General features: G+C 72.7%; 23 protein-coding genes. 8 read left to right on the plus strand and 15 right to left on the minus strand.

Going from position 1 to position 25,469, the window contains the following annotated elements:
* Nucleotides 1-4 precede the first annotated feature (4 nt).
* The 6 genes from BMX74_RS15465 to BMX74_RS15490 form a co-directional block, all read right to left on the minus strand.
* Entirely contained in the window at nucleotides 5-697 is a 693-nt protein-coding gene (locus BMX74_RS15465; protein WP_055503493.1) for an ABC transporter ATP-binding protein, read from the minus strand.
* Entirely contained in the window at nucleotides 687-1,634 is a 948-nt protein-coding gene (locus BMX74_RS15470) for an ABC transporter ATP-binding protein (protein WP_091100991.1), read from the minus strand. The genes BMX74_RS15465 and BMX74_RS15470 overlap by 11 nt, the downstream gene beginning before the upstream one ends.
* Nucleotides 1,631-4,237, minus strand: coding sequence for an FtsX-like permease family protein (locus tag BMX74_RS15475; protein ID WP_091100994.1), 2,607 nt, complete (start codon nucleotides 4,235-4,237; stop codon nucleotides 1,631-1,633). The genes BMX74_RS15470 and BMX74_RS15475 overlap by 4 nt, the downstream gene beginning before the upstream one ends.
* Nucleotides 4,234-7,305 carry an ABC transporter permease gene (locus tag BMX74_RS15480; RefSeq protein WP_091100996.1) on the minus strand — a complete coding sequence of 1,024 codons (3,072 nt, stop codon included), beginning with the start codon at nucleotides 7,303-7,305 and terminating at the stop codon, nucleotides 4,234-4,236. The genes BMX74_RS15475 and BMX74_RS15480 overlap by 4 nt, the downstream gene beginning before the upstream one ends.
* A 220-nt stretch (nucleotides 7,306-7,525) precedes the next feature.
* The gene (gene rpsT, locus BMX74_RS15485; protein WP_055503489.1) at nucleotides 7,526-7,795 is read right to left on the minus strand and encodes a 30S ribosomal protein S20; all 270 of its coding nucleotides are present in this window, start codon (nucleotides 7,793-7,795) and stop codon (nucleotides 7,526-7,528) included.
* Nucleotides 7,796-7,944: 149 nt separating this feature from the next.
* Nucleotides 7,945-8,934, minus strand: a complete 990-nt coding sequence (locus tag BMX74_RS15490; RefSeq protein ID WP_091100999.1) for a glycoside hydrolase family 18 protein — start codon at nucleotides 8,932-8,934, stop codon at nucleotides 7,945-7,947.
* A 14-nt stretch (nucleotides 8,935-8,948) separates the two neighbouring features.
* On the opposite strand from BMX74_RS15490, the gene lepA reads away from it, so the two are divergent.
* The 3 genes from lepA to BMX74_RS15505 all read left to right on the plus strand — a co-directional run bounded on the left by lepA (nucleotide 8,949) and on the right by BMX74_RS15505 (nucleotide 11,993).
* Entirely contained in the window at nucleotides 8,949-10,820 is a 1,872-nt protein-coding gene (lepA, locus tag BMX74_RS15495) for a translation elongation factor 4 (RefSeq protein WP_055503487.1), read from the plus strand.
* 176 nt (nucleotides 10,821-10,996) lie between these two features.
* A complete protein-coding gene (locus tag BMX74_RS15500) occupies nucleotides 10,997-11,488 on the plus strand; it encodes a GNAT family N-acetyltransferase (protein ID WP_256256964.1) in 492 nt (163 codons plus the stop codon).
* 199 nt (nucleotides 11,489-11,687) lie between these two features.
* A complete protein-coding gene (locus BMX74_RS15505; protein ID WP_055503485.1) occupies nucleotides 11,688-11,993 on the plus strand; it encodes a hypothetical protein in 306 nt (101 codons plus the stop codon).
* A 112-nt stretch (nucleotides 11,994-12,105) separates the two neighbouring features.
* Here BMX74_RS15505 and BMX74_RS15510 read toward each other — a convergent pair whose 3' ends face one another.
* A complete protein-coding gene (locus BMX74_RS15510; RefSeq protein WP_256256965.1) occupies nucleotides 12,106-13,350 on the minus strand; it encodes a glycoside hydrolase family 18 protein in 1,245 nt (414 codons plus the stop codon).
* Between the two features lie 219 nt (nucleotides 13,351-13,569).
* Between BMX74_RS15510 and hemW the strand changes: the two genes are divergently transcribed.
* Complete coding sequence (gene hemW / locus BMX74_RS15515; RefSeq protein WP_055503483.1) at nucleotides 13,570-14,790, plus strand: radical SAM family heme chaperone HemW; 1,221 nt, start codon at nucleotides 13,570-13,572, stop codon at nucleotides 14,788-14,790.
* 108 nt (nucleotides 14,791-14,898) lie between these two features.
* Here the strand turns inward: hemW and BMX74_RS15520 are convergent, their stop codons facing one another.
* From BMX74_RS15520 to BMX74_RS45615, 6 genes are all read right to left on the minus strand, one after another.
* On the minus strand, nucleotides 14,899-15,948 hold the full coding sequence (locus BMX74_RS15520; protein WP_091101008.1) for an alpha/beta hydrolase: 1,050 nt from the start codon (nucleotides 15,946-15,948) through the stop codon (nucleotides 14,899-14,901).
* Between the two features lie 750 nt (nucleotides 15,949-16,698).
* Nucleotides 16,699-17,055 (minus strand): hypothetical protein, encoded by a 357-nt coding sequence (locus BMX74_RS15525; RefSeq protein WP_055503481.1) that lies wholly within the window; start codon nucleotides 17,053-17,055, stop codon nucleotides 16,699-16,701.
* Nucleotides 17,056-17,067: 12 nt separating this feature from the next.
* Entirely contained in the window at nucleotides 17,068-17,736 is a 669-nt protein-coding gene (locus tag BMX74_RS15530; RefSeq protein ID WP_091101010.1) for a TetR/AcrR family transcriptional regulator, read from the minus strand.
* Between the two features lie 142 nt (nucleotides 17,737-17,878).
* Nucleotides 17,879-18,793, minus strand: coding sequence for a DUF4870 domain-containing protein (locus BMX74_RS15535; protein ID WP_091101012.1), 915 nt, complete (start codon nucleotides 18,791-18,793; stop codon nucleotides 17,879-17,881).
* Nucleotides 18,790-19,599, minus strand: a complete 810-nt coding sequence (locus BMX74_RS15540) for a DUF3097 domain-containing protein (RefSeq protein WP_055503480.1) — start codon at nucleotides 19,597-19,599, stop codon at nucleotides 18,790-18,792. Before BMX74_RS15540 ends, BMX74_RS15535 begins: the two co-directional genes overlap by 4 nt.
* Before the next feature lie 18 nt (nucleotides 19,600-19,617).
* Nucleotides 19,618-20,577, minus strand: a complete 960-nt coding sequence (locus BMX74_RS45615) for a hypothetical protein (protein WP_256256966.1) — start codon at nucleotides 20,575-20,577, stop codon at nucleotides 19,618-19,620.
* Nucleotides 20,578-20,733: 156 nt separating this feature from the next.
* Between BMX74_RS45615 and hrcA the strand changes: the two genes are divergently transcribed.
* Genes hrcA through BMX74_RS15565 form a run of 3 tightly spaced genes read left to right on the plus strand, consistent with a single transcriptional unit; the run spans nucleotide 20,734 to nucleotide 23,623 of the window.
* Nucleotides 20,734-21,747 carry a heat-inducible transcriptional repressor HrcA gene (hrcA, locus tag BMX74_RS15555; RefSeq protein ID WP_091101014.1) on the plus strand — a complete coding sequence of 338 codons (1,014 nt, stop codon included), beginning with the start codon at nucleotides 20,734-20,736 and terminating at the stop codon, nucleotides 21,745-21,747.
* Between the two features lie 11 nt (nucleotides 21,748-21,758).
* Nucleotides 21,759-22,898: a molecular chaperone DnaJ gene (gene dnaJ, locus BMX74_RS15560; protein WP_091101017.1), complete on the plus strand. Its 1,140-nt coding sequence runs from the start codon at nucleotides 21,759-21,761 to the stop codon at nucleotides 22,896-22,898.
* Nucleotides 22,898-23,623: a 16S rRNA (uracil(1498)-N(3))-methyltransferase gene (locus tag BMX74_RS15565; RefSeq protein ID WP_091101020.1), complete on the plus strand. Its 726-nt coding sequence runs from the start codon at nucleotides 22,898-22,900 to the stop codon at nucleotides 23,621-23,623. The genes dnaJ and BMX74_RS15565 overlap by 1 nt, the downstream gene beginning before the upstream one ends.
* Before the next feature lie 41 nt (nucleotides 23,624-23,664).
* Here BMX74_RS15565 and BMX74_RS15570 read toward each other — a convergent pair whose 3' ends face one another.
* Together BMX74_RS15570 and BMX74_RS15575 are read right to left on the minus strand one after the other, a co-directional pair.
* The gene (locus tag BMX74_RS15570) at nucleotides 23,665-24,306 is read right to left on the minus strand and encodes a hypothetical protein (protein ID WP_055503476.1); all 642 of its coding nucleotides are present in this window, start codon (nucleotides 24,304-24,306) and stop codon (nucleotides 23,665-23,667) included.
* Nucleotides 24,303-24,815, minus strand: coding sequence for a SigE family RNA polymerase sigma factor (locus BMX74_RS15575; RefSeq protein ID WP_055504092.1), 513 nt, complete (start codon nucleotides 24,813-24,815; stop codon nucleotides 24,303-24,305). The genes BMX74_RS15570 and BMX74_RS15575 overlap by 4 nt, the downstream gene beginning before the upstream one ends.
* Before the next feature lie 256 nt (nucleotides 24,816-25,071).
* Here BMX74_RS15575 and BMX74_RS15580 point away from each other — a divergent pair, with 256 nt between their 5' ends.
* Nucleotides 25,072-25,416: a histidine triad nucleotide-binding protein gene (locus tag BMX74_RS15580; RefSeq protein ID WP_055503475.1), complete on the plus strand. Its 345-nt coding sequence runs from the start codon at nucleotides 25,072-25,074 to the stop codon at nucleotides 25,414-25,416.
* Nucleotides 25,417-25,469: the final 53 nt, after the last annotated feature.

Here is a 25,469-nt window from a genome sequence, read left to right on the forward strand (position 1 = left end):
CGGCTCAGGCTCGTACGGCCTCGTGCACCACTCCGTCGGCGATCTCCAGCACCCGGTCGGCCAGCGTGATCAGGCTGGGGTCGTGGGTGGCGACCAGCGCGGTCACGCCCTCGCTGCGGACCAGCGCCCGCAGCAGCTCCATGATCTGCCGTCCGGTCTGGGAGTCGAGCTGGCCGGTGGGCTCGTCCGCGATGAGCAGCCTGGGCCGGTTGGCCAGGGCCCGCGCGATGGCGACGCGCTGGCGCTGCCCGCCGGACAGCTCGTACGGGCGCTGGTTGGCGTGGCGTTCCAGCCCGACGAGGGCGAGCAGCGTGCGCACCCGCTCCTCCCGCTCGGCGACCGGGGTGCGGGCCAGCCGCATGGGCACGCCCACGTTCTCGGCGGCCGACAGCACCGGGATCAGCCCGAACGACTGGAAGACGAAGCCGACGACGTCCCTGCGCAGCCCCAGCAGGTCGTCCTCCGACAGCGCGGTCACCTCGCGCCCGTCGACGACGACCCGCCCCGCGTCGGGCCTGTCGAGCCCTCCGACCTGGTTGAGCAGCGTCGTCTTGCCCGACCCCGACCGGCCGCGCACGGCCACCAGCTCGCCGGGGTGCACCTCGAAGGACACCTCGCGCAGCGCGACGACCTCCTTGGGGCCGGTCCTGTAGACCTTGCGCACCCCTTCGGCCACCACCAGCGGCTCACTGCTCATCGGAGGGCTCCTCCCGTGCGGGCCAGACGCCGATGTGGTCGGACTCGAGTTCGAGGCGCACCCGGCGTTCCATGTTGAGCGCGTTCATGAAGTCGCGGGGGAGCTGCAGGCGGCCCACCCGGTCGAGCACGGCGTACTCCTCCGCGACGATCTCCCCCTCCGCGCCCTCGCGCCGCAGCGTCTCGCTGCTGGTGCGCCCGTCGCGGATGCCGACCGTACGGTCCACCTGCTCGGACACGAGCGGGTCGTGGGTGACGATGACGACGGTGACGCCCAGCTCCCTGTTGGCGGTGCGCAGGGCGTCGAACACCTGCCCCGAGGTCTCGCTGTCCAGCTCGCCCGTGGGCTCGTCGGCCAGGATGAGCTGGGGCTCGTTGGCCAGGGCGACGGCGATGGCGACGCGCTGCTGCTCGCCGCCGGACATCTCGGGGATCCTGCGCCCGGCGCAGTCGCCGACGCCGAGCATGTCGAGCAGCTCCGAGGCCCGCTGTCCGCGCGCCCGCCCGGCCAGCTTCATCGGCAGCTCGACGTTCTCCCTGGCGTTCAGGTACGGCAGCAGGTTACGCGCGGTCTGCTGCCAGATGAACCCGACGACGGAGCGCCGGTAACGCAGGCGGTCCTTGGCCGTCATCGACAGCAGGTCCATGCCGGCGACCCTGGCCAGCCCGGCGGTGGGCACGTCGAGGCCGGACAGGATGTTGAGCAGCGTGGACTTGCCCGACCCTGACGCGCCGACGACGGCGATCAGCTCGCCCTTGTCCACGACCAGGTCGAGGCCCTGCAGGGCGACCACCTCGACGCCCTCGGTCTTGTAGATGCGGACGAGGTTGTCGCACACGATGTGCGCGTCACCGCCGAACGCGGCCTTCTTCCGCGTCGCCTCGGCCTCCAGCTCGGAGAGCGTCAGGTCGGGCGTGAGGTTCGGTGTCGGGTTCATGTCAGGTCACCCACTCGGAGGACGGCGCCGAGGCTGCGACGGCGGCTGATGGCGGTGTGCGCGTACGCGCCGAGCGCGGCGACGGCGGCCAGCCCGGCCGCGAGCGCGGTCGGCGTGAGCGGATCGAGGGCGTAGGCGGAGACGGGCAGGTCGCCGGCGTAGGAGGACAGGTCCACGCCGGGCCCGAGCGCCGCGGGCAGCGCCAGCCCGAGCCCGAGCCCGGCCAGCGCGGTCATGACGATCATGGGGAGGATCTCCAGCACGGTCAGGCGGCGGGCCTGGCGGTCCGACAGGCCGAGGGCGCGCAGGAACGCCAGCGCCCCGGCCCGGTCGGCGGCGCCGAGGACGAGGGAGACGATGACGGCGACCAGGGCGTATCCGGCGAGCGCGACGGTGACGACGAGCAGCGTGGTCCGGACGGTCGCGGTCAGCGGGTCGGACTGGATGGCGTCGAGGACGGCCCGCTGCGACTCGACCCTGGCGGACGGCACCGCCTCGGCCAGCGCGGCCGGGTCGGCGTCGCCCTTGACGAGCAGGGTGTTCACGGCGGGCCTGGTGAGCGCTTCGAGGGGCAGCACGAGGAACTTGCCCTTGGTGTAGAAGCCGGGCACGACGTCGACGACGCCCGCCGTGGCCACCTTCACCCGCGACTGCCAGCCGATCTCGAACGCGCCGCGTCCGCGCAGCTCGGGCGAGACCAGCGCGGGCGTCCCCGCACCGCCGGCGGGCTCGGCGGGCAGGCTGATCGGGGCGCCGTCCAGGAGCCGCTGCCAGCCCGCCAGGTCCACCGCGATGGCCTCGGCCCGTTCGGCGCCGAACCCCACCTGCACCCGGCCGGTCTGCGCGGGCACCACCTGCTCCACGCCGGGCGTCCGGCGCACCCGCTCGATCGCGTCGGCGGGGATCTCGATCTCGGACGTCATCCTGATCGGCGCGCCCACGGTCTGCCAGGACGCCAGCCGCTGGGTGCTCGCGATGCCGTCGGAGACGACGGCGGCGAACACCGACACGGCGAGCGCGGGCAGCAGGATCAGCACCGGCAGCACGGCGGCGGAGCGGGCCCGCGCCGCCCTGGTCAGCCCCAGGAAGGGGACGGCGGCCCGGCCGCGCGACGTCAGCCGGACCAGCAGTCGCAGCGGGTAGGGGTAGCAGCGCAGCGTCACCAGCGCGGCGGCCAGGGTCAGCGCGACGGGCACGAGCAGCAGGAACGGGTCGAGGCCGCGCGACGTGACGTCCCTGGTGCGCAGCAGGTACGCGCCGGCCAGCGCCAGCACCACCACCAGCACCTCCAGCGTGACCCGCTTGGCCGAGGGGCGGGCGGCGGTCACGTCGCCGCGCCGCTCGTGCAGCGGCGTGCGGTGGGTGAGGGCCAGCCTGGCGGCGGCGAAGCCCACGGCGCAGCCGACGACGAGCGCCGGCCCGAGGTGCACGATCGGCAGCACGGGGCCGGGGACGAGGGCGGACAGCGCGTACCCGGCCAGCCCCGCGGGGACGACGGCCACCGCAGTCAGCGCCGCGCCGGTGCCCGCGACCTGCCGCAGCGACCCTCCGCGCGCCCGCACCAGCGCCAGCGTGCCGTCCAGCCGGTCGGCGAGCAGCTGCACGGCCAGGACGATCACGCCGATCGCCACCGCCAGCAGCCCGCCGAGCACCAGGTACATCACGGTCTGGGCGGTGGTGAGCGCGGCGAGGAAGTCGTCCAGCAGCTTGGGCAGGCCGGTGAGCAGCCGGTAAGGGGCGGCCGAGCTGGTCGACTGCAGCGTGAGCAGCCGGGCGAACTCCGTGATCCCCGCGTCCACGTCGGGCGCGGCCAGCGCGGACGCGCGGGCGGCGTTGATCGGCAGCACCCAGTTGTACGACAGGTTGCGCCCGAAGCTGTCGAGGACGGCCAGCCCGGGGTCGGCCATCAGGGTGGTGATGTGCTTCTCGAACTCCTGCTTCCCGGGCGGCAGCAGCCGGCTGACGTGCAGGATGTCCTGGTTGTGGCTCCAGTAGCGGTCGGAGGGGTCCTTCGCCTTGAAGGCGCCGACGATCTTGACGGCCACGTAGTGGTCCTCGCCGAGCACCTTGACCTGGTCGAGCTGGAGGTTCATGTCGGACATCGCCTCGTCCACGACGCCGACCTCGAACACCGGGATGCTGTCGCCCTCCCACCGCATGGTGCCCGGCGCGCCGGGGGCGTGCCCCCGCACCCAGTCCACCCGCCGGTCCATGTCGGAGAGCCAGCCGAGGTTGATGTACGTCTGCCCGCCCGTGCCCTGCACGGGGGTGAGCTCGGTCTTGGCGCTCATGTGCCCGGCGCCCGAGCCGGCGGGGACGACGAGCGGGCGCAGCGCCGGCGGCAGGATCTCCCGCCAGCGGTCGTCCCTGGTCGTGAACTGGCCGCGCTCGTGCAGGTCCTCCGCGGGCCTGGTGGGCGCGACGGTCACCGTCAGGTCGGCCTGGACGGCAGGTGCGGCGCGCAGCGACTGGCGCAGCGCCGCGTCGAACGAGCCCTGCATGGCCCGGGGCAGCGCCGCCACGAGCAGGCACGCGCTCAGCGTCAGACCGAACAGCACGCCCATCGCGCCCGCGTGTGTGCGCGAGAGCAGCGCGATCCTCACTGGACCTCCCGGATGTCGAGCCCCTGACTGCGCAGGTTGCGCGCGAGCCCGGCGACGATCGCGAACAGCACCACGGCCACGAGCGCCAGCACGGCGGCCGTGGCGCCCCACGGGATGTGCAGCACCACGTCGGGCGTGACCGCGGACGCCTGCCCGGTCAGCACGATGTGCGGCACCACCAGCACGCCGATCACGACGGCGAGGCCGGTGCCCGCCGCCAGCGACAGCACGACGACGAACGCCTGCTCGATCGCCAGCAGCCCGAACACCTGACGGAAGCTCACGCCGAGCGCCCGCAGGATGGCGAACTCCGCCATCCGCTCCCGCGCGGCCACGGCGGCGTTCACGAGGAAGCCGAGCGCCGCGAACACGAGCGCGGCGGCGAAGCCGAGCATCAGGGCGCCCTGCAGGCCGCTGGCGAGCGGGTCGTCCTGGAGCCTGGCGGCCAGCTCGCGCTGGTCCACGGCGGTCACGTCCCACTCGGGGGCGCGCTGGAGCGCCGCGCGGGCGGCGGAGGCGTCGCCGCCCGCGGCGGCGAGCCACCACTCGGTGGCGGGACGCGGCGGCTGCGCGGAGGTCAGCTCCAGCGCCTGCAGCGCGCCCCAGTCGGCCAGCATCGCCCGCTGGCCGGGCAGCGCCGTCGGCATCCGCTCGACGATCCCGGCCACCCGGACGTCGATGACGCGCCGGTCCACGCTGGCCTTGCCCACCTGGCCGGCCGCCAGCTTGAGCGAGGCGGCCAGGTCGGCGGTGAGCACCACGGGCAGCGGCCCCTGCGCGGCGGGCGGCGCGAACCCGGCCGCGGCCTGGCTCGGCGCGGTCGCCTTGACCGACACCGGCGGCGGGGACAGGCTGCGGCCGTCGGCGCTCAGCCCGGTCAGGGTCACGGACGCCGATCCCTCCTGGGGCGGGGTCGCGATGATCCCGCGCAGCGACAGCGGATAGCTGATCTTCCCGGTGCGTCCGGCGAGGGGACGCAGGTCCAGCTCGACGGCCGACTCGCCGGCCTTGACCGTGCCGACCGGCAGGTCCTGCCAGACGCCGAGGGCGTCCGACAGCACGAGCCGCAGCGGGACCTCGGCGTCGGCGGTCAGGCGCAGGCCGAGCGACGTGGGGCGTCCCGGCAGCTCGAACCCGCCCGCCCGCGGCCCGGCGGCGAGCGCGCGGGCCAGCTCGGGCACCTGCTGCGCCGACAGGTCCTCGCGGAGCTGGAACACCTGGCCGAGCCTGGCGGCGTCGAGCCCGAGGAGCACGGCGTCCTCGCCGCTGACGTCGACCTGGCCGCGGAAGGCGGGGGAGACGGCGGTGACGCCGGGCAGCCCGGCGAACGCGGTGCCCCTGCCGAGGGTGCCCAGCTCGGGGCCGTCGGCGGGCCCGGACAGCCGCAGGTCCGCGCCCGCCTGGTGGCGGGCCTGGTCGAGCTGCGAGGCGCGCCAGGTGGACGCCGTCGCCATCGACACGACGCCGATCGCGATCGCCATGGTGAGCAGCAGCGCGGGCCCCGCGTACTTGAGCGGGCGGCGGCTCACCTGCCAGGCGCCGAGCGCGGGGGCGAGCGAGGCCCGCCTGGACGTCAGCCGCTCGGCCAGCCGGGACACGCGGGGGACCAGCCGCAGCCCCAGCATGCCGCCGGTGAGCAGCGCCAGCGCGGGGCCCGAGATGATCAGGGGGTCGATGCCCAGGCCGCCGCCCGCCGTCGCCGTCACGGGGGCGCCGTACCGCTGGAGCTGCCAGATGGCCAGCGCGGCCACCACGAGCAGGGCGACGTCCGCGCCGGCCCGCTCGATCAGGCCGCGCCCGCCGGAGCGGCCGCGTGCCGTCTGCTCCTCCACGTACGTGCGGCGGGCGCCCGCCAGCGCGGGCAGCATCAGCAGCACCGCCGAGGCCAGCGCCACGCCGACCGACACGAGGAACGTCCCGAGGTCGGGTGAGGGCGTCAGCCGCACCCCCGACCACTCGATCCACGGCAGCGCGGTCACCAGCCGGAGCAGCGGCGGGCCGAGGAACGGCGCCACGACCGCGCAGGGCAGCGCCACGAGCAGCGCCTCGCCGCCGGCGAGCGCGGCCAGGCGGGCGGTGCCCGCGCCGCGCGAGCGCAGCAGCGCCACCTCCATCCGGCGGTGGTCGGCCAGCAGCCGCGCCGTCAGCATCAGCGCGTACGCCGCCAGCAGCAGGAGCTGGAGCACCGGGATCAGCATGGTGGAGCGCGCGACCAGCGACGCGGTGTCGAGCTGCGTCAGCATCTCGGGCAGCCGGGTGGTCACCACGCAGCCCGTGCAGCCGTCCTCCTTCAGCTTGCCGCCCACCTCGGCGACGGCGGTGGCGAGCGGGCGGAGCTGGGCGGGGGTGAGGGCGCGCAGGTCGGGTTCGGCGGTCCAGGTGGCGTTCACGCTGGTGGCGAACCGGGAGACGAACGTGTCGCGCGACACCATCAGCGGCCCGTAGGTGGTGAACTCGCGTCGTTCGACGCCGCGGCTCAGCAGCTGCTCGCCCGCCCAGCGCTCGCCGTACGGGTCGTCGAGCTGGAAGACGCCCGACACGCGCACCTTGACCGGTCTGGGGGCGAGCCGGCTGACGATGGTGAACTCCTGGCCCGGCTTGAACCCGGTCGCCGACGCGGCCGACAGCGAGATCGCCGCCTCCACCACGTCGTCGCGGGCGGCGGGCCAGGAGCCGGAGACGAGCTTGGCGTGCCGGTCGAGCCCCTCGTAACTGCCGAACCTGAGCAGCTCGGGCGTCCGGCGCCGCTCCTGCCCCGGCATGGCGTAGGAGTCGGAGCGGAAGCTGGTGGAGATCTGCGGAGCCGCCGGGTAGGCCGCCGCGAGCCTCGCCCGCACCGCGCGGTCCAGCTTCGGGTACGTCTCTGCGGTCACGGGCGCGCTGACGGCGGCCGCGGTCTGGCGGAACGAGGCGGTCTCCATCGTCCTGCGCACGCCGGCGTCGGCGATGGAGGAGGCGTACATGGTCAGCGCCACGAGCGTGGTGGTGGCCAGCAGGATCGACCCGAACGCGGCCAGGAGGAGCAGCGGCTCGCTGAACGCTCGCTTGACGACCAACGGCCCCCGCATGCTTCCCCCTTCGCCGCCCGTTCAGAGGCACTTTCCGGGAGTGTCAGGGGCAGGGCAAGGTGATCATGACAACGGTGACGCAGCCGATACGGCGCGGCGACGCGTACGTGATATCGAAATCGTGACAAAAGGAGCCGAGAAAGCGAGAAACGCCGCACTCCGGAGGAGTGCGGCGTCGCGGCCCGGCTACGCGGCCATGCCCGAAGGCCGGGTCATCAGGTCACTTGGCGCTGAGCGAGGCGACCTGCTTGGCGATCGCGGACTTGCGGTTCGCGGCCTGGTTCTTGTGGATGACGCCCTTGCTGGCGGCCTTGTCGAGCTGACGGGCGGCGGCGCGCTGCGCCACCAGGGCCTGCTCGACGTCGCCCTGCTCGGCGGCCTCGCGGAACTTGCGCACCGCCGTCTTCAGCGAAGACTTGACGGCCTTGTTGCGCATGCGCGCCTTTTCGTTCTGCTTGTTGCGCTTGATCTGGGACTTGATGTTCGCCACGAAGAAGCCTCGGTGAAAGTCTGGTGATGGATGGGGCGCGCGGGCTCGAGAGAGGGCGCGCCACACGCAGTTGAACAGGTTACCAATAACCCAGGCGGCTGCTCAAATCAACGGCCTGGGCAAAGGGTCCGCGACCAGTGTAAGGGTCGTCAGGCCATCCAGTGCGTCATGTACTCGCGCCAGTCGTCCTCCGTGGCGGCGAAGTCCACGTACAGGGCCAGGCCGAAGCGCTCGCGGCGGCCGTGGCCCGTCAGCGCGAGCCCGGCGCCCTCGGCCGCCGTCGCCACGCTCTCCGCGCCGTCCAGCCAGGGCATGCCGTGGTCGTGGTAGGCGGGCGCGCCCACGAACAGGTCCTTCGTCTCCGGCACGAGGTCCAGGGCGAGCCCGGCCTGCCTGGCCACGAACCCGCCGTAGAGCGACGCCAGCGGCACCCCGACGTCGTACGTCATGATCGCCACCTGGTCCACGCGGGCCACGACCTGCGAGAAGTACCCCCGCGACCAGTACTTGTCATGGCCGAGCGCGACCCTGGCGGCCGGGCGCATGAGCGGGTACGGCTCGATCTGCGGCGTCGCGACCGACAGCAGCGGGGCGTGCCGCCTCGTGCGTTCCAGCAGGTCGAGGAACTCCTCGTCGCCGTCGCCCACCGGCTCGAAGTCGTAGTGGACGCCGTCGAACCCGGCCCGCATGACGGCGGCGGCGCCGGCGAGGACGTTCTCGCGGGCCTTCGGGTCGTCGAGGTCGAGGCCGTCCTCGACGGACTGGCCGAGCCAGGCGGAGACGCGGACCCCCGGGAGGTGCTTTCGCACCCACATCACGAAATTTCCGGCGTTGGGGTATTTGGCGGGATCTAAGCGGCCGTCCAGCTCGAACGGGCCCGAGTGGACGTACAGATCCCTGACGCCCGTCGCCCGCAGCCGCGCCGCCAGCCGCTCCGCGTCGGCCTCCGTGCGGCGGCCGTCCACCCACGCGTGCCCCAGCCACAGGGCGTCGTGGCCCGTGCTCTTCGCCCAGGCAGCCGCGTCACCGGTAAACTGGAGGCGGAGCGCGGCGGCCAGAAGGCCGGCCAAGCCCACCACGACGACCAAGGCAAGCGCGAGCAGGCGCAGGCCGCGGCGGATGACGGTCCGGGCAATCACCTGGGCATGTCACCATGAAAGACTGCTTGACCTCAACCCTGTCGAAACGGACTTCGGTGCGCACTCAGCCTGGCCAGACCGACCCCGCGTTGATCCGCAACTTCTGCATCATCGCGCACATCGACCACGGCAAGTCCACGCTTGCCGATCGCATGCTGCAGATCACCGGCGTGGTCGACGACCGCTCCATGAGGGCCCAGTACCTCGACAGGATGGACATCGAGCGCGAACGCGGCATCACGATCAAGTCGCAGGCCGTCCGGCTGCCGTGGGACGGCCACGTGCTCAACATGATCGACACGCCCGGCCACGTCGACTTCACCTACGAGGTCTCGCGGTCGCTGCAGGCGTGCGAGGGCGCGATCCTGCTGGTCGACGCCGCGCAGGGCATCGAGGCGCAGACCCTGGCCAACCTCTACCTGGCCATGAACGCCGACCTGCACATCATCCCCGTGCTCAACAAGATCGACCTTCCGGCGGCGCAGCCCGAGAAGTTCGCCGAGGAGCTCGCCGGGCTCATCGGCTGCGACCCGTCCGACGTGCTCAAGGTGTCGGGCAAGACCGGCGTGGGCGTGCGCGAGCTGCTCGACCACGTCGTCCAGACCGTGCCCGCGCCCGTCGGCGACGCCGACGCCGCCGCCCGCGCGCTGATCTTCGACTCCGTGTACGACACCTACCGCGGCGTCGTCACGTACGTCCGGGTGGTCGACGGCCACCTGGGCAAGCGCGAGCGCATCCTCATGATGTCCACCAACGCCACCCACGAGACGCTGGAGATCGGCGTCATCTCGCCCGAGCCCATGCCCGCCGACCTCGGCCTCGGCGTGGGCGAGGTGGGCTACCTCATCACCGGCGTGAAGGACGTCCGCCAGTCGCGCGTCGGCGACACCGTCACCTCCGCGGCCAAGTCCGCGAAGGAGATGCTCGCCGGGTACGAGCACCCCAAGCCGATGGTGTTCTCCGGCCTGTACCCGATCGACGGCGACGAGTACCCCGAGCTGCGTGAGGCGCTCGACAAGCTCCAGCTCAACGACGCCGCGCTCATCTACGAGCCCGAGACGTCCGCCGCGCTCGGCTTCGGCTTCCGCGTCGGCTTCCTCGGCCTGCTGCACATGGAGATCGTCCGTGAGCGGCTGGAGCGCGAGTTCGGCCTGTCGCTGATCTCCACCGCGCCGAACGTCGTCTACCGCGTGGTCATGGAGGACGGCAGCGAGCTGACCGTCACCAACCCGTCCGAGTTCCCGTCGGGCGGCAAGATCGCGCAGGTCTTCGAGCCGGTCACCAAGTCCACCATCCTCGCGCCCGCCGAGTTCATCGGCGCGATCATGGAGATCTGCCAGGGGCGGCGCGGCCAGCTCCTCGGCATGGACTACCTGTCCGAGGACCGCGTCGAGATCCGCTACACCCTGCCGCTCGGCGAGATCATCTTCGACTTCTTCGACCAGCTCAAGTCCCGCACCCGCGGCTACGCCTCGCTCGACTACGAGCCCGCCGGCGAGCAGGAGGCCGACCTCGTCAAGGTCGACATCCTGCTCCAGGGCGAGCCCGTCGACGCGTTCAGCGCCATCGTCCACAAGGACAAGGCATACGCGTACGGCGTCGACATGGCCAAGAAGCTGCGCGAGCTCATCCCGAGGCAGCAGTTCGAGGTGCCGATCCAGGCCGCCATCGGCGCCCGGGTCATCGCCCGCGAGAACATCCGCGCCATCCGCAAGGACGTCCTCGCCAAGTGCTACGGCGGCGACATCTCGCGTAAGCGGAAGCTGCTGGAGAAGCAGAAGGAAGGCAAGAAGCGGATGAAGATGGTGGGCCGGGTCGAGGTCCCCCAGGAAGCCTTCGTCGCCGCCCTCTCCACCGACTCCAGCGCCGACAAGCCCAAGAAGTAACCGGCGCGGGCGGGCGGGCCGCCGGTGATCCGCGTCCTGCCGTGCCGCCGGTCCTGGAGTTCGGCGTCGGCCCGTTCATCGTGGAGTGCCGGATGTCGTGCTCCCGGGCGGCATCTGCCTGAAATGTGGCGATTTATACAGATTTATGCGCAATTTCTGGGGCTAGCCTGGGGCGTATGGAAGCAGTGCGGACGGAGCGCATGATGCTCTCCCGGGTCACCTCCGCCGACCTGGACTCCGTGCACGAGATCCACGCCGACCCCGCCACCAACCTGTACAACCCGGGCGGCCCCGTCCCCGACCTGGAGTCCAGCAAGGCCATGCTCGGCCTGTGGCTGGACGACTGGCGCGAGCGCGGCCTCGGCTACTGGGCGGCGCGCCGCATCGGCGAGCAGGAGGTGCTCGGGTTCGGCGGGCTGCGCCGCACCCGCCTCGGCGGCGAGGACGTGCTCACCCTCTACTACTGCTTCCGCCCCTCCGCGTGGGGGCAGGGCTACGCGGTGGAGCTCGTACGGGCCGCCCTGCGCGTCGGTCGCCCGCTCGGCACGGTCGTGGCCGTGATCCGCGACATCAACACGCCGTCCAGGAAGGTGGCCGAGAGGGCGGGCATGCGTGAGGACCGCGCGATCACCTACGGCGGGCTGCCCAGCCACGTCTACGTGGGCTGACCCGCGTCCCTGACGACGTCCGCAGGGGGCGGCCTGGACGTGGCCGGACGAGGCGATCAGGCCGACGCGGACGCTGCGGCGGCTGCCGTCCGGCGGCGGCGCCGGATGGCGATCGGGCTGCCGCCCGGCGGCCGCGCCGGATTCTGTCGGTGGAGGCGGCTACCTTCTCTTCCGAACACCTGTGCGACGGGAGGGTGACGTGATTGCTTCTGAGCGCTTCGAGCGGGCCGCGGTCCTGGGGGTCGCCGTGGCCGAGGAGACCCGGCGGCTGCTGCGCCTGCACCTGGGGGCGGCCGGTGCGGGCGACGACGGCACGGTGCTGGTCGACGTCCCGTACCCCGACGCCGCGGTCGTCGCCGCGCTGCTCGACGTGGCCGCCGAGTGCTTCGGTGAGCGGGGCGGCTCCGTCGAGGAGACGAGACAGGCGGCGCTGGAGACGCTGTTACAGCTCGCCGGGCTCGACTCCGAGTCGACGCTCAACTCCGGCGTGCCGGCCCCGCGGTAGGCGTACGTGCCGGCCTGGCGGTGCGGGGATCGACCGGTGAAGCTCGGAGGGCCCGCGCCGGCAGGGGCCCGGAGCCCGCTGCCGGCGCGGGGGCCGGTCCGTGCCGCCCCGGTCAGCGGAGCACCGAGTAGAGGGCGGAGGTGAGGGAGGCGCGGGCGTCGTCCTGGTCGATCGACCACATCATCGAGCCGCCCAGCCCCTTCAGCCTGATGTACGCCGCCTTCTGCAGCAGCACGGCCGGGTCGTCGTACGACCAGAACTCGTTGCCGTCGTACAGCCACGTCGTTCCTGTGCGCAGGTCGCGGTAGCGCTTGCCGGGCTTGGCCACGAGGTCCTTGTAGTCCTCGGTGCCCGCGGCCCACTTCCCGGGGGCCGGGCCGGTGGCGGGCTGGTACAGGCCGTCGCCTCCGGCGTTCACGCCGGTCCAGCCCTGGCCGTACGCGGGCACGCCGATGACGAGCTTCCTGGCGGGCGCGCCCCGCGAGAGGTAGTCGCGCACGGTCCGGTCCACGCTGTAGCGCACCGGGTTGGGGTCGCGCCGGTCGGTCAGCAGGTTGCCGTTGTGCCCGGTCTGCCGCTCCCACGAGCCGTGCAGGTCATACCCCTGCACGGTGGCGAAGTCGAGCTGCCTGAACACCTCGCGCACCTCGTACCCCGCGTCGATCTTCGCCGTGGCGGCGGGCAGGAAGGCGGTGAGCTGGGCCCTCGGGGCGAACGCCGACATGCGGGCACGCAGTTCCTCCAGGAACAGCGTGAAGTTCCGCCTGTCCTCCGGGCGGATCACGTTGCCGTCGTTCCCGGACGAGCCGGGCCACTCCCAGTCGAGGTCGATCCCGTCGAACACGCCCGCGCCCGCGCCGGGTTCGAGCCCCGGCAGGTTGCCGCGCAGCCACAGGTCCACGCACGACTCCGCCAGCCTCGCCCGCGACTCGGCGGTGAGCACGGCGTCGGAGAAGTACTTCGAGCCGGTCCAGCCGCCGAGGGAGATGAGCACCTTCAGCCCGGGATGCCGCGCCTTGAGCTTGCGGAGCTGGTTGAGGTTGCCGTTGAGCGCCTGCCCCGGCTGGTCGGCCACGCCGTCCACGCTCTGCTCGGCCGGTACGGGCCGCTGCCAGTCGGCCCACGGGTCGGCCGAGTAGCAGGCGCCTTCTGCGCTGACGAAGCCGAAGGCGTAGTTCAGGTGGGTGAGCTTGGCGGCGGCGCCGGTGGTGTCCACGTCCTTGACGTGGTAGTTCCGGCCGTACACGCCCCACTGGATGAAGTAGGCGACCCGGTGGAACCCGGCGCGCGCCTCGGCGGGCACGGCGACGGCCGTCAGGCCGAGCGTGAGGGAGAGTGCGATCAGGATCTTCTTCACGAGAGCGGCTCCCGAGCGTCTACTCATAGGAAACTTTCCTAAAAGTTGTCGTGATCGTAGAGCGACCCCCGTACCCCGTCAACGGTCAGGGCACAGGGCCGGTGGCCCCCGAGTCCGCCTCAACGGCCGCGGCACAGGGGTGGCCGCGCACCTCCGTCAACGGTCACGTCGCGTGGTCGGCGGTCCCCGCACCCTCCGGATACGGGCACACTGGATGACGTGCCATCCACCCTGCCTGACGGCGACCCCGTACCCGCCTCGGGCGAGCTGCCCGCGAGCGCGCTGCGCGGCCTCGGCGCGCGCCCGTTCGCGTTCTACGTGCACGTACCGTTCTGCGTGACCCGCTGCGGCTACTGCGACTTCAACACCTACACCGCCGCCGAGCTGGGGCCGGGCGCCTCCCACCGCGACTACGCCGACACCGCGATCGAGGAGGTGCGGCTGGCCAGGCGCGTCCTGGGCGACGCCGAGCTGCCGGTCGAGACCGTGTTCTTCGGCGGCGGCACGCCCACCCTGCTCCCGCCCGGCGACCTCGTCAGGATCCTCGCCGCGATCGACGCGGAGTTCGGGCTGCGTCCCGGTGCGGAGGTCACCACCGAGGCAAACCCCGAGTCCGTCGACCCCGCCTCCCTCGACCTGCTGCGCGCCGGAGGGTTCACCAGGATCAGCTTCGGCATGCAGAGCGCCCGCCCGCACGTCCTGGAGGTGCTCGACCGCAAGCACACCCCCGGACGCCCCGCGCAGGCCGTACGTGAGGCGCGGGCGGCCGGGTTCGAGCACGTCAACCTCGACCTGATCTACGGCACGCCCGGCGAGAGCGACGACGACTGGCGGGCGTCGCTGTCCGCCGCCGTCGAGGCGGGGCCCGACCACGTGTCGGCGTACTCGCTGATCGTCGAGGACGGCACCAGGCTCGCCGCGCGGATCAGACGCGGCGAGCTGCCGATGCCCGACGACGACGTGGCCGCCGACCGCTACCAGATCGCCGACGCCGTGCTGGGCGAGGCCGGGTTCCGCTGGTACGAGGTGTCCAACTGGGCGACCTCCGACGACGCGCGCTGCCGCCACAACCTCCTCTACTGGACCGGCGGCGACTGGTGGGCCGTCGGCCCCGGCGCGCACAGCCACGTCGGCGGCACGCGCTGGTGGAACGTCAAGCACCCCGCCGCCTACGCGCAGCGGCTGGCCGCCGAGGAGTCGCCCGCGCACGCCCGCGAGGTGCTCACGCCCGACGACCAGGCCGCCGAGCGGCTGATGCTGGAGCTGCGGCTCGACTCCGGGTACCCGCTCGCCGACGTCGCCCCGGCCGCCCGCACGGCGGTGGCCGCCGCGCTGGCGGACGGGCGGCTGGAGACCCAGGCGTTCAAGGAGGGCCGCATGGTCCTCACGCTCAAGGGCCGCCTGCTCGCCGACGCCCTCGTCCGCGACCTGCTCGTCTGACCGAGGCCGGCTCTGACGGGGCCGGGTCTGACGGGGCCGGCTCTGACGAGACCGGCTCTGACGAGACCGGGTCTGACGCGGCTGGCTCTGACGGCGTGGGCGTCCGCCTCAGGCGCCTCGGCGCCAGCGGGAGGTGAAGGCGCGGACGGCGGCGAGCGCGTCCTCCGCGAGGACGTCGGGGTGCGTCTCGTCACGCAGGTTGTGGTCGACGCCCCGCAGCACGACGCGTCCAGGGCCGGTCGTGTGCGCCTGCCGCAGCGCCCGGGTGAGCGCGTCGGTGGTCGCGCACGGCACCTGCGGGTCACGGGTTCCGCACGTCAGCAGGACACGGGTGCCCGGACGCAGCTCGCGGGCGGCGTCCGGCGGGTAGACGGCGTCGTCCGTCTGGACGAAGCGCTGGTTGGGCCCCTGCAACGCCTGGAAGAGCTGGGCGAGGGGCGCGGGAAGGTCCGTCGTGTCGGGGGCGCGGCCCGCCCGCACGTCGGCGATCCCCCGGTCGATGGCCTGGTCGATGACGCGCTGCTGCTCCGGGGTGAACTGCCCCGCCTCGGTGGCCTTGGCGACCTGGTCGTGCAGCTGCATGGCGAGGTGGTCGAGCAGGCGCAGCGCCTGCGGCTGCAGCAGCGCCAGGCCCGCCGGGCGCGGACGTGCCTCGTCGGCGAGCAGCAGCGCCGTGAGCGCCCCCTCGCTGTGCCCGATCACCGACACCGCCCGCCGGTCGGTCTCGGGCTGTCCGGACAGCAGCGCGTAGGCGGCCCCCGCCTGGCGGACGAACGCCGGGAAGTCGATCGTCTCCGGGTGCTCGGCGTACGCGCCCATGCCGGTCCGGCCGGTGCCGTACTTGTCGAAGCGCAACGTGATGATCTTGTCGTCGCCGAGCGCGGACGCGAGCTTCGCCAGGGTGCCCGGCGTCAGCGCCGGAGGCTGGTCGCCGTTGCGGTCGGTGGGCCCGCTGCCGGGCAGCAGCAGCGCGGCGGGCAGCCGCTGTCCACGGCGGTGGGCGGGGACGTGCAGGGTGCCGTACGTCTTGGTGCCGTCCACGGTGAAGACCACCTCGCGGTCCTCGGCCGGGATCGGACGCGGCGCCGCCTGAGCGGGGAGGACGGTGGCCGTCACCGTGGCGGCGGTCAGGAGGGCGGTGAGCGCGATCCTGCGCATGAGCAGGGGATCCCTTCGGTAGGTGCGGGTCGGCCGCTCGTGTCCGCGACCGGTGAGAGCGGCCCCGGGACGAACGTGCCAGGTGAACAGGTTGGCCGGGGTGCGGCCATGCGGCCCGGTCAAGCGGGGGGCGGCCAAGGGGACCAGGGGCTGGCGACCGTCACGTCAGGACCGGCGCCCGCCGGGGCGGTCCGTCCAGCTCACGCCATCGGGCGAGCGGGGCGGCCCGTTCCTCGCACGCGCTGGACGGGTTCCGCCCCCCGGCGGTGATGGGCAGCAGGCGCGTGGCGGGCCGCCGTATGGAGCCGGTCTGATACGGGAGTGGCCGTGGACGGCCGGCCTGGAACACGCCGGAACACGCGAGGGCGGCCGGCCTGGGATGCGCCGGCAACCGGCGAGGGCGGCCCGGCCTTGGGTCAGGCGCAGGGGCGGCCCGGACGGCCGCTCCGTGCGGGGGAGGTGCCGCCCGGTCGCTCCGATGGATTCGGGCGGTGTGGGGGAGGCGCCGCCCCGCTCGCTCCGATGGATTCGGGGGGTGCGGGGGAGGTGCGGCCCGGTCGATCCGATGGGTTCGGGGGTGCGGGGGAGGCGCCGCCCCGATCGCTCCGATGGGTTCGGAGCGGCTGGGCCGGGGCTTCCGCCGATGCCTTGGGCCGATGCCTTGGGCCGATGCCTTGGGCCGGGGCCTGCGTGCTGCTGGTGATGGGCTCCAGGCGAACGCGGTCGGAGGCGCGGGCCGGGGTGTTCGGATCAGGCGTGGGTGATGGCGTTCTCGATGAGGGCGACGGTGGCGCGGGGATCGTCCACCTGCACGACCAGGCGGGCGTAGCGTTCGTCGGCCAGTTGGATGACGATGGCCTTCGCGGCGTTCTGGACGTCCCAGAAGACCCGCTCGCCGTCCACGTGGAAGGTGCCCGCGGTGATCACGCCAGGCAGGTGGGTGCCGGGGGCGCGGATGCCCTTCGACTCCATGACGATGCCGGGGTCGGCGGTGGCGCCGCGGACGTTCGACAGCGGGATGCTCAGGCTGCTCTTCAGCGCCCAGAGCTTGTCCAGCCCTTCGATGACGACCGTGAGCGTGTCGCCGTCGATCTGAACCCGTGCCATTGCGGTGCTCCTTTATCGGGAAATATCGGTATTTGTTGAGTTGAAGTAGCTCGCGAGGACGACGGCCGCCTGCTCGGCATCCACGAAGCCGGGGGAAGCTGTACCGGTTCCGGACGGTACGGTGTCGGGTCCGGATGGTGATGTGGCGGTTCTGGACGGTGCTGCGCCCGGTTCCGGCCCTGCGGTGCCGGCATCCTGTGGGGACGTTCTCGCGCGGAGTCGGAGGCCCAGCAGGGCCGAGGTCAGCGCGTGGGCCAGGCCCGGAGCGGGGGAGCCGCCGGGCAGGCGGTTGGCGAGCGTCTCCTCCAGGGCGTTCAGTGCCCTGGCCACCTGGGCGGCGACCTCCGGGTCGACGGGCGCGCGTTCGGCCGCCGCCATCAGCAGCAGGTCGAGGGGCGAACCCCCGTCGCGGGCCGCCAGCGCCCGCCGCGCCGCCCCGGGAAGGTCGGGGGCCTCCCCGACGGCCGTGACGAGCGGGAGGAGCTCGTTGTCCACGTGCCAGCGCAGCGCGGCCATGTACAGGCCCCGCTTGCTGCCGAACGTCTTGTACAGGCTGTTGCGGTGCACCCCGAGGTGAGCGACCAGGTCGTCGACGGACACGCCGTCGTACGCCTGGCGTGCGAACAGCGCCGCCGCCGCTCGCACCACCTCGGTCTCGTCGAACCCTCGTGGTCGGCCCATGCGACGACCATAGCGGGTTTAGGAATGTTCAGTCAAGAACGATCGTTCCTAAACCGGGACGGCCCGGACGCGCGAACGCCCGGGCGGCAGGAGCGCCGCGCCGGGCGTTCGAAGGGGGACCACGGGTGGGTGGCCGCCGGGGTCAGCTGATCATGCGGATGGAGAACGGGTACCGGTACCGCTCGCCCCGGTTGGTGGCGACGGCCGCCTGGATGTGGAAGATCAGGGAGACGATCCAGATCACGGGCAGCAGGAGAGCTCCGATGATGATGACCGTCAGCACGCCCGCGATGACGTAGCCGATGAACATCGTGATCTGGAAGTTCAGCGCCTCGGCGGCCTGGTCCCTGACGTAGGGCGACTCGTCCTTCTTCATCAGGTAGATGATCAGCGGGCCGATCCAGGAGACCACCAGGCCGAGGAGGTGCGAGAGCATCGCCAGGGTGGTGTCGTCGGTGCCGGGGCGCGGGCCGAACCTGCCCGGCACGTACGGCTCCTGGGGGTGGGCGGCGTAACCGTGGCCGGGCGGCGGGGGAGGGGCGCCATATCCGTGGCCCTGACCGTACCCGGGGCCCTGACCGTACGCGCCGTACCCGGGGCCCTGACCGTAGCCGCCCTGACTGTAACCGGGGTTCTGGCCGTACCCGGCGCCCTGGGCGTAGCCGGGGTTCTGGCCGTATCCCGGCTGCTGTCCGTAGCCGGGCGGCTGGCCGGGTTCCGGCTGTCCGTATCCGGGCTGGCCGTGTCCCGAGGGTTGGCCGTAGCCGCCGTACGAGGGTGGCTGCTGCCCGTAGCCCGGCTGGGACCCGGGCTGCTCCCCGTAGCCGAGCGGCCGGTCATACCCCGGCTGGGATCCGGGCTGAGGGGGGTAGCCGCCCTGCGGGCCGGGCTGGGGGGAGTGGCCGCCCTGGGAGCCCGGCTGAGGAGCGTAACCCGGCGGAGTGTCGTGACCCGGGCCCTGGTCGTGGCCCGGGCCCTGGCTCGGTGGGAGGTCGGAGGGGGAGACGCGTCGTGTGGGGCCGTCGTCGGGCGGGGACTGCGAAGGGTCCTGACTCATGGTGCCTCCGTTACGAAGTCGATCAGCTCCTCGACCCGGCCGAGGAGTTCCGGCTCCAGGTCGCTGTACGTCGAGACCGCGCCGAGGATCCGGCGCCAGGCCTCCGGAGGGTCGCAGCGCCAGCCGAGCGCCGCGATCACCCCTTCCTTCCACGGGACCCCGCGCGGCACGTCCGGCCAGGCCGGGATGCGCAGCACGGACGGCTTGACCGCCTGCCAGACGTCGACGAACGGGTGACCGACGACGAGCACGTGGGGCGAGGTGATCTGCGCGGCGATCCGGCTCTCCTTGGAGCCGGGCACCAGGTGGTCGACGAGCACGCCCAGCCGTCGGCCGGGCTCGGGCCCGAACTCGGCCACGATGGCGGGCAGGTCGTCCACGCCCTCCAGGTACTCGACCACGACGCCCTCGACCCGCAGGTCGTGTCCCCAGATCTTCTCGACCAGGGCGGCGTCGTGCACGCCTTCGACGTAGATGCGGCTCTCCCTGGCCACCCGCGCGCGCAGCCCCTCGACCGCGATCGAGCCCGACGCGCTGCGCCGGGGCGCCGCGGGGGCGACGGCCGACGGACGGACGAGGGTCACCGGTCTGCCCTCCAGGAGGAAGGCGGCCGGGGCGAGCGGGAAGAGACGGCGCCTGCCGAAGCGGTCCTCCAGCGTCACGGCCTCCTTGTCGCAGGCCACGACCGCGCCGCAGAAGCCGCTGTCGGCGTCCTCCACCACCAGGTCGGGCTCCGCGGGCACTTGGGGGATCGTGCCCTTGCCCGGCCGCCGCCAGTTCCCCGCCAGAACGTCACCCTCGTACACACCGGGGACCGTAGCAAATCACCCGGACACCGCAAGGCGCTTGCGGTGTCCGTTGCGCCGGACGAGGACGACGACGGTCATGATGATCGCGAGCAGCACGCCGAAGCCGGGGACCAGGAACAGCGCCGCCACGCCGCCGACGATGCCGCCGGCCGCCGACAGCAGGTCGCGGCCCACGCCGAAACGCACGTCGGCCTGCTCCTGTACGGCGCAGGTGAGGTCGTACTCGCCCTTCTTCGGCGCGTTGACCAGCAGGATCAGCTCCCAGGTGGTGCCGCCGTCGTTGACGGTCTGGTTCGCGGCGGACGTGGCGAGCTTCGCCTGCCCGGGGCCGCCGCTGATCCGGCACTCGTAGTGGACCGGCGTGTCGCTGGAGAGGTAGACGGCGGGCCGCTCGGCCGGGTCGAGCGTCACCTTGACGTTCTCGCCCGCGGCGAACGTCTTGGTGGGGGCGACGCCCGACACGCCGCCGACGACGCCGTTGGTGAACAGAGCGACGCCGACGATCACGCACACCAGGGCGACGCCCCAGGCGGCGGCGATCCACCACAGGCGCGGCCTGACGGCCTTCGGGTCCGGGCCGGAACCGAACTGGGGCCCCTGACCGAACTGACCGAACTGCCCGTGCTGGCCGAACTGCCCGTACTGGCCGGGCGGCTGCCACTGCCCGGACTGACCCTGCTGCCCGTACTCGCCCGCCTGCCCCGCCTGCCCCGCCTGCCCCGGCTGCCCCGGCTGGCCGGGCTGACCGTAGAGGCCTGGCTGTCCGGGCTGCCCGTACGGCCCGGGCTGTCCGGGCTGGCCGTACTGCGGCGGCGGCCCGTACTGCGGCTGGCCGAAACCGGGCTGGGAGCCGGGTTGCGGCCCGTACTGCGGGGGCGGCCCGTACGACGGCTGCCCGTACTGCGGGGGTTGGCCCTGGTAGGGGCCCTGACCGGGCGGCGGGCCGTACTGAGGGGAAGGTGAATCGTCGGTCATGTGGGCAAGTGTGAAGCCTGTCGGTTGTAGGACGCTAGCAGCAGGATGAGAGCCGGTGTTATCGCACCTTGTGGGCGAGAGCCGTACACTTGGCACTCGGGAACACAGAGTGCTAGACCTGTCGTTTCCCGAGAGGCAGAGGCAGGAGGTGAGCACGTGCTCGACGATCGGAAGCTTGCGGTGCTCCGCGCCATTGTCGAAGACTACGTGTCCACCAACGAACCGGTGGGCTCCAAGGCGCTGGCCGAGCGCCACAACCTGAAGGTCTCCCCGGCGACGGTCAGGAATGACATGGCCGCGCTGGAGGAGGAGGGCTACATCACGCAGCCCCACACCAGCGCGGGCCGGGTGCCCACCGACAAGGGGTATCGCCTGTTCGTCGACAGGCTCTCCCAGGTCAAGCCGCTGTCGGCGGCCGAGCGCAGGGCGATCGAGACGTTCCTGGCGGGCGCCGTCGACCTCGACGACGTCGTCACCCGCACCGTGCGGCTGCTCGCGCAGCTCACGAGGCAGGTCGCGGTCGTCCAGTACCCCACGCTCACCCGGTCCACGGTCAGGCACGTCGAGCTGGTCCCGCTGAGCGAGCGGCGGGTGATGCTCGTCCTGATCACCAACACCGGCCGCGTCGAGCAGCGCGTCGTCGAGCTGCCCGAGCAGGTCGAGGACACCCGCGTCGCGCACATGCGCGCGATGCTCAACGCCTGCCTCGACGGCTGCGGCCTCAGCAGCGTCCCGGAGCTCGTCTCCGACCTGCCCGAGCGGCTTCCTCCTGAGGACCGCCCGGTCGTGGCGACGATCCTGTCGGTGCTGCTGGAGACGCTCGTCGAACGCCACGACGAGAAGATCGTCTTCGCCGGGGCGGCCAACCTGGCGGGCGCCGACTTCTCCACCGGCCTGCGCGACGTCCTGGAGGCCCTGGAGGAGCAGGTCGTGCTCATGCGGCTGCTCGGCGAGACTTCCTCAGACACCCCCGCCGCGCTCACCGTGCGCATCGGATCGGAAAACCCGTACCTGCGAGGCACGTCCGTGGTCGCCGCGGGGTACGGTTCTGGCGACAACCAACTGGCGAGGCTCGGCGTGCTGGGCCCCACGAGGATGGACTACCCGGTGACGATGGGCGCCGTGCGCGCGGTGGCACGCTACGTCAGCCAGATCCTGGCTGCATCTTAAGAGGTCGATAAGTGGCAAACAGCGACTACTACGCCACCCTCGGGGTGCGCCGTGACGCCAGTCAGGACGAGATCAAGCGGGCCTACCGCCGTCTCGCCCGCGAGCTGCACCCCGACGTGAACCCCGATCCTGAGACCCAGGAGCGGTTCAAGGAGATCACGCAGGCCTACGAGGTGCTGTCCGACCCGAACAAGCGCCAGATGTACGACCTGGGCGGCGATCCCTTCGGCGGTGGCGGAGCGGGCGCGGGCGCCGGCGGCTTCGGCGCGGGCTTCCCGTTCAGCGACATCATGGACGCCTTCTTCGGCACGGCCGCGGGCAGCCGGGGGCCTCGATCGCGCGCCCGCAGGGGCCGCAACGCCACCATCAGGGTCGAGCTCGACCTGCGCGAGACGGCGTTCGGCACCACCAGGGAGCTGGTGGTCGACACGGCGGTGCTGTGCGAGGTCTGCCACGGCTCGGGCGCGTCGCCCGGCACCCACCCCGACACCTGTGACATGTGCAGCGGCCGCGGCGAGATCTCCCAGGTCACCCGGTCGTTCCTGGGCCAGGTCATGACCTCGAGGCCGTGCCCGCAGTGCGGCGGGTTCGGCACGATCATCCGCCACCCCTGCCAGGAGTGCTCGGGCGACGGCCGCGTGCGCACCCGGCGCACGATCAAGGTGCGCATCCCGGCTGGCGTCGAGGAGGGCACCCACATCCAGCTCGCCGGCGAGGGCGAGGTCGGCCCCGGCGGCGGCCCGCCCGGCGACCTCTTCCTGGAGATCGTCGAGCGCCCCCACGAGATCTTCGAGCGGCGCGGCGACGACCTCCACTGCACCGTCCAGATCCCGATGACGGCGGCCGCGCTCGGCACGTCGCTGTCGGTCGAGACGCTCGACGGCGCCGAGGACGTGGACGTGCGCCCCGGCACGCAGTCGGGCCAGGTCATCACCATGTACGGCAGGGGCGTGCAGCGGCTCAACGAGTCGGGCAGGGGCGACCTGCTCATCCACGTCAACGTGGAGACGCCGAGCAAGCTCGACCCGGCGCAGGAGGAGCTGCTGCGCGAGCTGGCCAGGCAGCGCGGCGAGGAGCGCCCGCCGGGCAAGTTCGCGCCGGGCCAGCAGGGCTTCTTCTCGCGGCTGCGCGACGCCTTCAACGGGCGCTGATGACCGTACCGGTGTTCCTCTCGGAGGAACTCGACGGGCCCGAGCTGCTGCTGGCCGGCCCCGAGGGCCGGCACGCGGCGGCGGTGCGGCGGCTGCGCGCCGGCGAGCGGGTCGATCTGACCGACGGCGCGGGCCGGGTGGCCGAGTGCGTGGTGCGCGAGGCGCTCAAGGACGCGCTCAGGCTCGACGTGACGGGCCGCCACGAGGTGCCCGCGCCCGATCCGCGCCTGGTGGTCGTCCAGGGGCTGCCGAAGGGCGACAGGGGCGAGCTGGCGGTCGAGATGATGACCGAGGCGGGCGTCGACGTCATCGTGCCGTGGGCCGCATCGCGCAGCGTCACGCAGTGGAAGGGCGACAAGGTCGCCAAGGCGCTGCACAAGTGGCGCTCCACCGCCAGGGAGGCCGGTAAGCAGGCCCGCAGGTTCCACCTGCCGGAGGTGGCGGAGCCGGTTTCCACGGCGGGCGTCGAGGCGCTGCTGTCGGGCGCCGCGCTGGGGCTGGTGCTGCACGAGGAGGCCGAGGAGCCGCTGTCGCGGGTGGCGCTGCCGCCGGGCGGCGACGTCGTCGTGGTCGTGGGTCCCGAGGGCGGCGTGTCCGAGGAGGAGCTGGAGCGGTTCCGCGGGGCGGGGGCGGTGCCGGTGCTCCTCGGGCCGACCGTGCTGCGTACCTCCACGGCGGGCGTGGCGGCCGCGGCGGTCCTGCTGAGCCGTACGGGCCGCTGGTGACCCGTACGGGTCGCCGGTGAGCGGGGCGGGTGGACGGAGCCCTAGGGCGTCGTGTGGGTGACCCCGGACAGCGGGCTGCCCGCGGCGGCGTCGGGCGTGGGCGTCAGGTCGTCCGGCGGGCACTCCTCGGCCGGGCAGGCGCCGGTGGGCGCGGACGAGTCGGTGGGCGTGGGCGTCTGGGCGGACTCGGGGCAGTCGGCCGCCACCTCGTCCTGCGCGCCCGCGGGCGTCGCGCACGGGGTGGGGGTCGGGGTGGGTGTGGGTGTGCGTACCGGCCTGCTGGTGGACCTGGCCGTCTCCTCCGGGTGCGACGGCTCGGGCCGCTGCGTGACGGGCGGCACCACGACCTGTGAGTGCTGGGGCGCGGAGGTTCTCGGCGGGGGCTGGGAGCGGCTGGTCGAGGAGTTGGACGGCAGCTTCGAGGTCTCCCTGACCTGCTGGTAGGTGTCCTGGGGGATGACGGTCGAGCGCAGCTCGGGGACGACCATGACGATCGCGCCCGCCACCAGGACGGCGCTGGCGGCGGCCGCGCCGGCGCGCCACCAGAACAGGGAGCGCACGCCGCGCCGTTCGATGCGGGTGCGGATGATCTCCAACCCGTCCGGGGAGGGCACGACCGCGTCCGCCTCCGCGCGGAGCGCACGGCGCAGGAGCTCGCCGTACTCGTCGGGGGGCTGGGTCATGACATCTTCTCCAGGACGGATCTCAGGGCGGCCATGCCACGTGCGGTGTGGCTCTTGACCGCGCCCTTGCTGATCCCCATGGCGTGGGCGATCTCAGCTTCGGACAGATCACCGTAGTACCGAAGGACCAGGGCCTCTCTCTGGCGGGTGGGCAGCGCGCGTAACGCCTCGATGACTGCGGACCGTTCCAACTCGCCGATGGCGCCGTTCTCGGCGCTGGGCGCGTCGGGCAGTCCCTTGGGAGCGTACTTCTCCACGACGGCGCGGTGGCGCAGCACGGAGCGGGAGCGGTTGACGACGGACTGGCGTAAGTAGGCGAGTGCCTTGTCGGGGTCGCGCAGTCTGCGCCAGGCGCCGTGGATGGCGACGAACGCGTCCTGCACGACTTCCTCCGCGGTCGCTATGTCGCGCACCAGCAACACCGCGAGACGCACCAACGACCGGAAGTGCGCGCTGTAGAGCGCGGTCACGGCCATGTCGGCGTCCCACGCGACCGGCGCCGCCCCCATCGACCTGTCGGCCAGAAGGGTCTCGGTGGTCACATCAGTGGGACGCGCCGCTCTCCCAGAGGGTTTACGCTCTTCCGGTTCTTGAGGTTTCCCCGGTTCCTTAGGGTGCATTACCCAGTCGTGTCCTCGCCAGGTGGCGCTCGCCCGACCCTGAATCGTTCCTTTTGGTGAAGTCTCGCACAGACACCCTAACCTCGCGGATCTTCTGCCGCCACGACACGCCGGATCACCGATTCGCAACGGCTAGGGTGCTCCTGTGAACGACTGCCTCTTCTGCAAAATCGTGGCCAAGGAGATCCCGGCCGAGATCGTCTACGAGACCGGCAGGACATTGGCGTTTCGCGACATCAATCCGCAGGCCCCGACCCACGTCCTGGTGGTGCCGAAGCAGCACCACGCCGACGCGGCGGCGCTCGCCTCGGCCGACGACGGGCTCGCCGACGACGTGCTGAAGACCGCGCACGCCATCGCCGTCCAGGAGGGCGTGGCGCCCGCGGGTTACCGCGTCGTCTTCAACACCGGCCCCGCGGCGGGGCAGACGGTGTTCCACGTGCACGCGCACGTTCTCGGAGGGCGTGACCTGAACTGGCCGCCCGGCTGATATTGGCGCGAGTAATCACCCTGGTCCCGGCTACCATGGGCGGAGAAGAACTC

The sequence above is a fragment of the Nonomuraea pusilla genome (genome assembly GCF_900109355.1).
Lineage (GTDB): Bacteria > Actinomycetota > Actinomycetes > Streptosporangiales > Streptosporangiaceae > Nonomuraea > Nonomuraea pusilla.